10 protein-coding genes and 2 pseudogenes are annotated in these 10,170 nt (G+C 67.3%); 3 read left to right on the top strand and 9 right to left on the bottom strand.

The genetic code is table 11. The annotated features are described in order from the left end of the window. Positions 1-158 precede the first annotated feature (158 nt). The 7 genes and pseudogenes from H8R17_RS42810 to H8R17_RS48195 form a co-directional block, all read right to left on the bottom strand. Positions 159-479: pseudogene (locus tag H8R17_RS42810) on the bottom strand (helix-turn-helix domain-containing protein). A 141-nt stretch (positions 480-620) separates the two neighbouring features. Beyond that, complete coding sequence (locus H8R17_RS48210; protein WP_262505968.1) at positions 621-1,031, bottom strand: site-specific integrase; 411 nt, start codon at positions 1,029-1,031, stop codon at positions 621-623. A gap of 215 nt (positions 1,032-1,246) precedes the next feature. Next, positions 1,247-1,384, bottom strand: a pseudogene (locus tag H8R17_RS48205) (nuclear transport factor 2 family protein); the annotation flags it as partial. Between the two features lie 354 nt (positions 1,385-1,738). Further along, entirely contained in the window at positions 1,739-2,248 is a 510-nt protein-coding gene (locus H8R17_RS42800) for a GNAT family N-acetyltransferase (protein WP_187828587.1), read from the bottom strand. 190 nt (positions 2,249-2,438) lie between these two features. Continuing rightward, complete coding sequence (locus H8R17_RS42795) at positions 2,439-2,774, bottom strand: helix-turn-helix transcriptional regulator (protein WP_187828586.1); 336 nt, start codon at positions 2,772-2,774, stop codon at positions 2,439-2,441. Continuing rightward, positions 2,771-3,127 carry a tyrosine-type recombinase/integrase gene (locus H8R17_RS48200; RefSeq protein ID WP_316959718.1) on the bottom strand — a complete coding sequence of 119 codons (357 nt, stop codon included), beginning with the start codon at positions 3,125-3,127 and terminating at the stop codon, positions 2,771-2,773. Before H8R17_RS48200 ends, H8R17_RS42795 begins: the two co-directional genes overlap by 4 nt. Before the next feature lie 815 nt (positions 3,128-3,942). Further along, positions 3,943-4,896 (bottom strand): recombinase family protein, encoded by a 954-nt coding sequence (locus tag H8R17_RS48195; RefSeq protein ID WP_316959717.1) that lies wholly within the window; start codon positions 4,894-4,896, stop codon positions 3,943-3,945. A 405-nt stretch (positions 4,897-5,301) separates the two neighbouring features. Between H8R17_RS48195 and H8R17_RS42780 the strand changes: the two genes are divergently transcribed. The 3 genes from H8R17_RS42780 (at position 5,302) to H8R17_RS42770 (ending at position 8,311) form a co-directional block, all read left to right on the top strand. After that, complete coding sequence (locus H8R17_RS42780) at positions 5,302-5,613, top strand: ArsR family transcriptional regulator (RefSeq protein WP_187828588.1); 312 nt, start codon at positions 5,302-5,304, stop codon at positions 5,611-5,613. Then, complete coding sequence (locus tag H8R17_RS42775; RefSeq protein ID WP_187828585.1) at positions 5,610-5,879, top strand: hypothetical protein; 270 nt, start codon at positions 5,610-5,612, stop codon at positions 5,877-5,879. Before H8R17_RS42780 ends, H8R17_RS42775 begins: the two co-directional genes overlap by 4 nt. Before the next feature lie 227 nt (positions 5,880-6,106). After that, positions 6,107-8,311: an MMPL family transporter gene (locus H8R17_RS42770; protein ID WP_316959716.1), complete on the top strand. Its 2,205-nt coding sequence runs from the start codon at positions 6,107-6,109 to the stop codon at positions 8,309-8,311. 43 nt (positions 8,312-8,354) lie between these two features. On the opposite strand, the gene H8R17_RS42765 is transcribed toward H8R17_RS42770, so the two are convergent. Together H8R17_RS42765 and H8R17_RS48190 are read right to left on the bottom strand one after the other, a co-directional pair. Next, positions 8,355-9,284: a site-specific integrase gene (locus H8R17_RS42765; protein WP_262505969.1), complete on the bottom strand. Its 930-nt coding sequence runs from the start codon at positions 9,282-9,284 to the stop codon at positions 8,355-8,357. Then, positions 9,284-10,170: hypothetical protein (locus H8R17_RS48190; protein WP_262505967.1), on the bottom strand; the 887-nt coding region annotated here is incomplete at its 5' end. The genes H8R17_RS42765 and H8R17_RS48190, both read right to left, overlap by 1 nt.

The following is a 10,170-nucleotide window of genomic DNA, read 5'->3' as shown; positions in this document are numbered from 1 at the left end:
CAACGCCGAGAACCAACGACTACGGACACGCTGCGTCACCACCCGCCGAGCCCGCGGACACCTCCGCACCGCTCAACTTTGAAGACCCCAATTGTGGTCGCAGTAGGCCCGGTCTCGACGCGATCCATCGGGCAGCGGCTTGCCGCAGTGCACGCAGTTCATCGCGGTGGCAGAGACCTGCCGGTGCGAGGACGCGGGGCGACGGCCCGGGGCTGCCCCACGGCAGCTTGCCCGTCGGCCGCCGCTGTCGGGTACGGAACCGCCTCCGGCTAGGGCAGGAGCAGTTCCTCGATGCCGCAGCCGAGCACGGCGCAAAGGACATCCAACTCGTCGAGCTTGACGGCGTTCGGTTGGCCGGACCAGAGGCCCGACATCTTCCCCGCGCTGATCACCATGCCGCGTTCGGCGAGCCTCCGCTGGAGTTCGCTGGCCTTCCAGATGCCGCGATTAGCCGCTGCCAGGCGGAGGTTCCACTTCACGAGCCAGTCCTTTCCAACGGTCGGTGGCGCGCTGCTGCCCGCTGACCCAGGCGTCTTCGACGTGGGAGCCGTGGACGTGGATGTACCGGGCCGTGGTGCCGGTCCAGGTATGTCCGAGTAGCTCCTGGATGGCGAACAGACTCATGCCGCGAGATAAAGCTGGGAGGCGCAGAAGTGCCGAAGCACATGCGGGGTGAGCTTCCCAGTCCACGTGGGGAGGTGCTGGGCGGCGGCGTCGGCCAGCGACCGGCGGAAGACGTCGGCGGTCGCCCGCGAGCAGGAGCCGTCCCTGTTCTTGCGCTCGGAGGGGAACAGCGGGGCGCGAAGCCGGATGTGGTCGGCGTCGAAGTGGGCCCACACGTCCTCGATGAACCACCGCAGATTGCGGTCGGCGCCGTTGATCAGCGGCACCAGCCGCGGCTTCGGCCCGCGCCGCCGGGAGCCCTTGCCGTGCCTGACGTAGAGGTTGCCGAACCGGCCCAGCTCCCACCGGACATCGTCCATGTCGAGCATCCGTGCCTCGTTGATCCGCAGCCCCACGTCGGCCGCCAACCGGGCTACCGCGTAATTGCGGGCCGCCGGGCCGAACTTGCGGCAGGATGCCAGCTCCTCACGCCACCCGGCGAACAGCTCTTCGATCTCCGTTTCGCTGGGCGGGATCCGCAGCTGCGGATCGTGCTGTCGACCAGTCCGGCCGAAGCCCTCGCGAGCACGAACCCCGCCAGGACGTCGGTCTCGAACTGTGCGAGTTCCTCCTCGCTCACCGAGACACCGTCGGGCGTGAAGAGATCGGAGACGGTGCTCGGCTCACCGAGGTCGAGCCGACGGACGAACTCCAAGATCAGACGTTCACATGCGCGTTCTGCGAGGAGACGCTCCATCGGGTCAAGATCGCTTGTGTTCATCCCCACTTCCTACCAGCGCCGCCTGCGCATCCACGACTTCTTTACCTGCTCCATCCCGTTCTTTGCCGGTGTCTCCAGTGTTTCTCGTTCACTTCATTGACACGAGTCATCGCCGGTCATAGTTTGCGCGCCGGACCCTGTGGCTTCTGACGTCGCATCAAGTCGGCTCTGTCGCAACAGTGTGTTCACGGCCTTGGTACTGGTGGGCTCGCGTAATCGTCTGTCGCCAGTTGTCGGGGGAAGCGAGGGCGATGGTGACCGTGTGTAGGGAAAGCAGCCCGCTGGCCCAATGCTTACCCAGGCCGGCGTGGGCGGTGGCGCCGAGTGTGCTCGGCGGCTTCCCTGCCTTGATGCTCAGTCGTGAGTCACCGCGGCGGTGTTGAACGAGATCCAGACGTCAGGAGGCAGGTCGGGCCGACCGGGTATCGGTCTGCGTTCCTCGGTCCATGCGTCGTCAGCGATCTCCGTGGCGACGCGACGCCAGAAGTGCACCGCGGTGCTGTTGGCATCCTGAAATGCGACTTCCCACGAGCCCGGATGCCTGGCCGCGATCTCCTGAACAGCGTGCAGCCCGATCCCTGTCCGCCGTGCCCCGCGCACCACGAAAAAGCTGTTCAGCACGCGCGTCGGGGCGGTCAAACTGCGGACGAACGCGAACCCAGCAGGGCTGTTACCGCTTGTGAGGAGGTATGGCGCCCAGTCTGGCTCAGAGAAGGCCATGTGGAGCCGGTCGCTGCGGAAGGTTCCGTCAGCGTTGGGCAGCAGAGCCTGGAACTCCGACATGTCATGGCGGAACATCAGCCACAGCCGCTCCACTACGGGGCGTTCGGCGATGCCTGCGAGGCGAATGGATACGTCTGGCACGAGACTCCTTTGTGAGCACGGTCCTGGCCGCACCCCGGACAGGTCCCGCGTGTCCGGACTGCACGGTCCGAGCAGGTCCGGCAGACGTATCCGTCCGGCCAGGTGCCGGCCTTGTGTCTGCGCTGGCCGCAGCGGCAGCACTCGGCCATGTACCAGCGTTCGTACTGCTCGTCGGTGGCGTAGGTGCGGGTCATGCGTCGGGCAGGATGCGGGCCGGGCGGGGCCGCAGCTTCGCCACGTTCGCCGGCGGTGCGGGCAGGTCGCCGGTGGCGGTCTTGCGGACTCCGGCGTTCTCGGCGGTGGTGGCCACCAGGTCGGCCGGGGTGCAGGACAGGATGTCGCAGAGCGCGGCCATGACCTGCAACGACAGGCGTTCCGGGGTGCCGGAGACGAGACGGTGGACCTGGGAGGCGGACAGGTCGATGCCGCGTTCACGCAGCAGCGGCACCAGTTCGGTGGCCGTGAAGATCTGGTGCTGGGCCATGACCTCGCGCAGCCGCCATGTGTAGCCGACCTTGCGTTTCATGCGTGCCTCCCGGTCTGGGTCTCAAGAGCCGCGGCGATGGTGGAGTCCAGGTGCCGCCGCAGGGTGCGGGTGCGGAAGTCCGAGGAGACGCAGGTGTAGAGCGAGGTGGTGCTGGCGTGTTCGTGGCCGACCTGCTCCTGGACGAAGCGCGGGTCCCAGCCGTCCTCGATGAGGTGGGTGACGTAGGACCTGCGGAAGGAGTGGAAGTCGAGTCCGTCGTCCAGGCCCAGGGCCTTGCGGTAGGTGATGAAGCGGGAGTTGATTCGCTGGCAGCCGATCCGCAGGCCCCGTTCGGAGGGCCAGCCGCCGGGTTGTTGTCGGTGCCGAACAGCGGGCGGACCTCGGTGAACCACTCGCCCAGGACGTCCGGAGTCCAGTCGAACACGGTCAGTACTCCACGGCGCTTGGGTGGCGAGCCCTTCTTGGCCTTGCCGAACCGCACCTGGCACCGGCCGAACTCACCGAACTCGGCCCCGTGCGGGTTCCGGCCGAAGTCGGCCGCGTCGAGCATCCGTGTCTCGTTGCGTCGGGTTCCGTAGGCGTAGGCGGTCTTGAATTCGGTGGCGTCGCGGAACGCGGGCAGCCAGCCCTTGCGGCCCAGCGAGCGGATGCGGGCGACCTCATCGTCGCAGTGGGCGAAGAAGGCGTGCAGTTCAGCCTTGGTGAACGCGCGCTTCTTCGGGTCGGCCTCGTTGTCCTGGACGTGCACTGCGGTGTTCCACTCATGCACCACCTGGACCGGGTGGGTGCCGAAGCGTTCCTCGCAGGTCGCGGTCCATTCATAGAGGGGGTCGGTCACGAAGTGGCAGAAGGACCGGACGGCCTCGGAGTACGAACGGATCGTCGAGCGCTTCAGGTCGCGCAGCGAGCGCAGATCGCCGAGCCATTCGTCGACCATCGCCGGCGTCCAGTTCCACGGGTAGGTGTTCACGTACGCGGTGAACGCCTTCACTGTGTTCTCCCGGCCTTCCACGGTCGTGCGGGCCAGGTTCCGCGCCAGCTGCTGATTGGCGAACCCGGTCAGCATCGCCGTGAAGACCTGTTCCTCCGGCCGCAACAGAGCGACCCCGTCCACCAGGAGCAGTCTCGCCGCCCCCGTATCGAACCGTTGAACCCCACTGATCCACCACTCTCCGTGACTCGCAATGCGAGAAAAGCGCATCCTATGCTAGCTGCGGGTCTCCGCGTTCGGGTGGGGCTGGGCCTGGAGGCGTTCGCGGAGGTCGATCTCCTCGGGGGTGAGCGGGTCCTCGGGGCGGCGGATGCGTACGGGCTTGGGCCTGAGCGGCAGGCCGTCGTCCACCGTGGCGGTCTCGGCTTCGGCCAGGGCCCGGTAGAGCGAGGCGACCGATGGGGACTTGCCCGCGTTCTTCCCGACCTTAATAGTGAGCTTCTTTGCGATCTCGGGGACGGGGACGCCCTTGTCCTTGAGTGCGACGGCGAAGGTGAGCATGTCGTCGTCGATTGCCTTCGGGCGTCCGCCGTCGTTGACCTTGGACGCGGCGATGACCTGCCCTTCGAGGGTCTTCTCCCGGATGTAGTTGCGCTCGATCTGCCCGGCCACGGCGAGGACAGCGAAGAACATCGCGTCCATGCCGTTGGCGTCAAAGATGCCGGTGAGCGGGCCGGTGAGGAGCTCGAGCTGGATGCCGCCGGCCTGGAGCTCTGCGGACAGCGTCATCAGCTCGGCGGCGTTGCGCGCGAGGCGCTTGAGCTCGTGGACGGTGAAGATGACCGGGGTCTCGGGCGCGGCCTCCTTGAACTGGTGGGCCAGCGCGAGCGCCTTCTCCAGCTCGGGCCGGACCTTGACCCGGGTGCTGATCTGCTCGGAGAAGACCTTGTGGCACGTCCGCCCGGCGGAGGGCTTCGAGCTGGCTCGCCAGTTCCTGCCGGGCGGTCGACGTGCGGGCGTATCCGATTCGCACCGGCCGCTCGGTGCGGGGCGCGGGCACCACCGCGAGCGCGGGCCCCTGCTTCCATGCGCGGCCGGGACCGCGGTCGGCGGGCACCGAGATCTCCAGTTCCTCGCGGAGCGCGGGGACGAGGACGAAGCGCGGGGTGTGGTACTTCGCGGCGGTCTTCCCGCCCCGGGTACGGCAGGCGCTGCCGGCGGGCGCGTCACAGTTCGGGCAGTCGTGACGTTCTACCGCCGATGCGGCCTGATCGGTCGTCAAATCCATGACGGCAGCCTCTCAGAAGTGCCTCGCACAACATGCGGGTTTCGAGAGGGCTTCTGCGAACGGCGACCTGGGGAAACGTGAGCGCCTCCGGGCCTCTCGCAGAACGCTCACAGATGACCATTTGTGAGAGCCCCGGCGAGCCTGGGGAGTGCCGTCTGGTGTGGCGCTTCCGAGTAGCGTCACGTCGCTCTGCCGGGCGGCGCCGGGCGACAGGATCTGCCTCGCAGCTATCGCCACACCACTGCCTTTAACCGTAGACGCAGTTGCCTTACGCATGACGAAAATTCTAGGCACCTGCTAATGTTCTTTGGCATGTGCTGGATGTTGACGTGAGAGACCCCACACCGATGGGCGACGACCTGGTGCGGGTGCTGGCCACCTTGTCCAACCCGCACCGCCTGCGTGTCGTGGCGGCCCTCGCGGGCGGGCGGAACTACGTGAGCCGACTGGCGCGCGAGCTGGACATCAGCAGAGCGCTGCTTCAGGTCCATCTGAAGAAGCTGGAGGCGGCCGGCCTGGTCTCCTCTCAGTTGGAGCTGTCGGAGGACGGGAAAGCAATGAAGTTCTACGAGGTGAACCCTTTCTCGGTCCACCTGACACCGGAGCTCATCGTGAGCGCTGTGGAGACGCTGACCATCGAGAAGGGATCACTGGGTTGAACGAGCACGAGTGGCAGGAAGTCATCGGGACGATCGGCATCTTCGTCCTGCTCACCGCCGTGGTCGTTACGATCATTTGGCAGGTCGCCATCAGCTGGCGGGCTAAGGCCCAGCTGGCGCGCGAGAGCGAGTACAGCAGACTCGCCGAAGCCGCTGTCACCGGGCAGCAGAAGATCGAGCGGCACCTGGCCGAGATCGGTGGCCAGGTCTCGGATCTGCAGAGCCGTACGGACTCGATCGAACGGGTCCTCAAGGACGTCGAGTAGCCCCGGGGGAGGCTCCTGGGCCGCCGAGCGGCAACTCGACGGCCCAGGCACGGGGAGACGAACCACCTCGCCGCAGGCGAGTTTGCGCAGGAACACTCCACCAAGAATGAGGAGAGCAGCTCATGCTGCCCAGAAGCAAGTCTGTCCATCGCCCATCCGACGGCACCGACGCGGGCGATGCGGGCCTACCTCCTGGCTCCGGTACGGCCAGGCCTGAGCGCCCGGGCGTGATCGCAGCTGTCGCGGGGTGGTCCGCCCGGCACCGCGCCTTGGCGATCACCGGGTGGCTCGCACTGGTCGTGCTGGCCGTACTGTCCAGCTCATTGGCGACGGGCGACGGTGCCCGCTCAATCGATCCCGGTGAGGCTGGTCGCGCCCAGCAGATGGTGCAAGCGCAGGACAGTGGCGACTCCATCCGGGAGAACGTGCTGATCAAGTCCCGTGACGCCGGCGGGGACCGGCGGTTCGCAGAAAACCCCGAACTGCGCAAGGCCACTGACGACCTGGTGGCTGAGCTGCGCCGAGCGCCGGGCGTGGTGCGGGAGGTCGGCTCCCCGCTGGAGGCACACAGTGAGCGCTGGATATCGCAGGACGGCCGTTCCGGGCTGGTCACCTTCGAAGTGGCGGGCCCGGAGGATCGGTTCGAGATGCACTACGCGGCCGTCGTGAAGGCCGTGGAGCAGGTGCAGGAGCGTCATCCGCAGGTACGGCTCGCCCAGGCGGGTGACCGCAGTCTCTCCGAGGCGGTCAACGAGGGAATCAAGGACGACCTGACGCGTGCCGAGATGACTTCCCTGCCGCTTACGCTCCTGATCCTGCTGGTCGTCTTCGGCTCGCTGATCGCCGCGGGGATACCGCTGCTGCTGTCGGCGACGACTGTGGTGGCCGCGTTCGGCCTGCTGCAACTGGTCAGTCATTGGGTGCCGTTCAACAGCGCGGCCTCCGCCATCGTGCTGCTGATCGGCATGGCCGTGGGCATTGACTACTCGCTGTTCTACCTGCGCCGGGTACGAGAGGAGCGGGCCGCCGGACATGCTGTGCGCGAGGCGCTGCGGATCACGGCGCGCACCTCGGGTCACGCAATCGTGGCCTCCGGCTTGACCGTGATGGTCTGCATGCTCGGGCTGCTGTTCACCGGTGTGGATGTCTTCAAGGGGTTGACCGTCGGAACAGTCTTGGTAGTCGGCCTGGCGGTGCTCAGCTCCGTGACGGTGTTGCCCGCGCTGCTCGCCGCACTCGGAGACCGCGTCGACAAGGCTCGTATCCCCTGGTTGGGCAGGCGCAGGATCGCGGCGCAGGAGTCGCACTTCTGGGGACGGGTGGCACGGGCGGTCGTACGGCGGCCCGTGCTGGCCGGCGCGACGTCGGCTGTGGCCCTGCTGGTCATGGCGCTGCCCGCGCTCGGGATTCGGTTGCAGGACGCTGCGGTGACCGCCAGCCTGCCACCCGGTGTCTCGGTTGCGGTGGACGCCGCGACCGAGATGCAGCGGGAGTTCCCGGGGGCGGCGACCGCGGCCCGAGTGGTCATCGGCCGCACGGACGGCGCATCGGCCAACACCCTCGAAGTACGAACGGCGGTCGAAGAGCTGCACGAGCGGGCCGCCGCCAGTGGTGGTGCGCTGCGGGAGCCGATCACGGCCGTGCCGGTCGGCGACGTGATGGTGGTACGGGTGCCGCTGGCGGGCGCCGTCACCGATCCCGTTGCGGATCGGGCCTTGGAGACCCTACGCGGCCAGGCTCTCCCCGTGACCCTCGGCACGGTGGAGGGTGTCGACTACGCGGTCGCTGGCAAGACCGCCACGCCCCACGACTTCACGGAGCAGGTGAACAGACGGACTCCGATCGTCTTCGCCTTCATCCTCGGCCTCGCGTTCCTTCTGCTCGCCGTGACGTTCCGGTCGTGGACCATCCCGCTGGCGTCGATTCTGCTCAATCTTCTGTCCATCGGCGCCGCATACGGAGTGCTGGCCTGGGTCTTCCAGGGCGGTAATCTGGAATCACTACTGGGGTTCAACTCCTATGGAGGAGTGGTCAGTTGGTTACCGCTGTTCATGCTCATCATTCTGTTCGGCCTGAGCATGGACTACCACATCTTCATCCTCAGCCGGGTCAGGGAACGGTGGCTCGCGGGCGCGGAACCCCGCGAGGCCGTCGTCGGCGGCATCGCTGTCAGTGCCGGCGTCGTCAGTAGCGCAGCGCTCATCATGACCGGTGTCTTCACGGTCTTCATGACACTGTCCGCCATCGAGTACAAGATGCTGGGCCTGGGCATGGCGTTGGCCATCCTCATCGACGCCACCGTTGTGCGTGGTGTGCTGTTGCCGGCCGCGATGTCCCTGCTCGGAGAGCGGGCCTGGAGGCTGCCGCATCAGCTCAGACGACTCCCGGGTGTGTCTGCCTCTCCGCGGTCCGGGCCTGGTCACGGTCACTGAGCCTGTCGTCTGAGCTCGCGGCTCGGATGGCCTCTCGAACTGATCACTCGTCCCGTGATCTGCCGGACGGCAGGTCGCACTCGCAGGGCCCCTCGGCGGGCAGGCGCAGGCACCGGCCGAGTTCGAGTTCGGTCTTGAAGAAGTTCGTCTTGAGCCAGTCGACCGATGCGTCCGGCAGCGCGCTGTTTCTGAGTTCCTCGGCGGCCGGGCCGGCGATCGTTGCTCCGGGCCCGAGGACGGCACGGTAGTCGCGCAGTACTTCCTGGTCGCTGACCTGTGCGTAGACGAGTGCCATGCTCACGGAGGTGTGTCCGAGCACCTTCATGATGGTGTGCAGCTTCGCGCCGCGTTCGGCGAGCTGGGTGCCGACGGTGTGGCGGAATCGGTGGGCCGAGACGGTGCCGCGGCCGGTGCCGTCTCGGCCACCTGGGCGGACCAGGCCGACGGCCTTGCAGGCATCCTGGATCGAGGTCTCGAACAGGTAGTAGGTCGACAGCAGCTTGCCGTGCCTCATGAACAGATAGCGGATCTCCTCACCGGTGCGCTCGTCGGTGAAGGGTCTCTCGGGTGCGTTCTTGCGCAGGTCGATGACCTTTTGCAGGGCCTCTGCGGCATCCTCGTGCAGCGGGACCACCCGCTCTTTGTAGGTCTTGCGGCCGGACAACCGCAGCCGTGGGGTCCCGTCGGGGTAGCGGTCCAGGCAGTCGATCGGGAGGCGCTGGATCTCGGTGCGGCGGGCCCCGGACCAGCGGGCCACCAGCAGGGCAGCGCGTTGGAACGGGCAGGCGATCGCGTCGATGACCGGCATCAGCTTGTCGAGTTCGTGGTCGGGAATGAACCGGGGCACCTTCTGGGGGAACTTGGGCGCGTCGCCCGCGCCGATGAGGGTGTAGCCGGGCACGTCGGCGTACTGCCAGATCGCGGTGTCCCGGAAGAACTGAGAGAGGCCGGAGATCCGCTGGATCCGCGACATCACGCCGAGTGGCTTGCCGGTCCTCTCGGTCGGCGCCTCGGCGATGTGCCCGATCCAGCCGAGGCAGTGATCCCGTGTGACGTCGGCGAAGGTGGTGATCTCGGGGTGGTTCTCACCGAGCCAGTTCCCGAACACGCGCACCGCGAGTTCCACTTGTCCACTGTCGACGGAGCGTCGGTCAGTTTGCGGGCCACCAGCCACTTCTGGGCGACGGCCAGCATCCGCGGGGGCAGCACCATCGGCGGCTTCCACGACGGCATCAACTTCCGTGGCTGAGTGGCCACTTGGCACCGGTGGAACAGCACCACCTGCAACTGGTGCAGGTGGGTCACCCACTGCTTGGAGGCGTTGTCCCGGTAGTTCTGCACCGACGGGTAGAAGCGGTGCAGGTCCTCGCGCTCGCTGAACAGCCGGACAGCTTCGAGCGCTCCGGCGGTATGCTCCTCGGTGATCTGCTCCACCCGCGCCAGGCCAGCGTGCAGGGCGATCCGGCTGACCGTCCAGTTCATCGCCTGCCTGGCCGAGCCCGCGGCATAGCCGAGCGCGATGGCTTCCTCGATCAGGGCGGCCGTGCCCAGGTCGATCCCCATCTCGGCGGCCGGGTCCACCACCCGGAGCTGCCCGGCGCCGAGCATCCATGGGTAGTCGAACGCGATGTACCCGCGCAGAGCGAGAAACAGCAGATAGGGGCGGGCATAGAACGAGACCGGAAAGGACGGTGCCGTGTGCGGTTCGCCCGGCAGCCGGCCGACCCGTTCCACCAACGGCGCGGCGAACCAGTCGGACATGCTCGGCCGTGCATCCATGAACGCCCGGTAGCGGCGCAGCTTGGAGCCGCGGTAGCCCGGGTGGATGTCCTGCCCGTTCAGGAACGCGAGGTACTCGG

Source organism: Streptomyces sp. TRM68367, from assembly GCF_014495685.1.
Lineage (GTDB): Bacteria > Actinomycetota > Actinomycetes > Streptomycetales > Streptomycetaceae > Streptomyces.
This window is presented reverse-complemented; position numbering and strand designations above follow the sequence as displayed.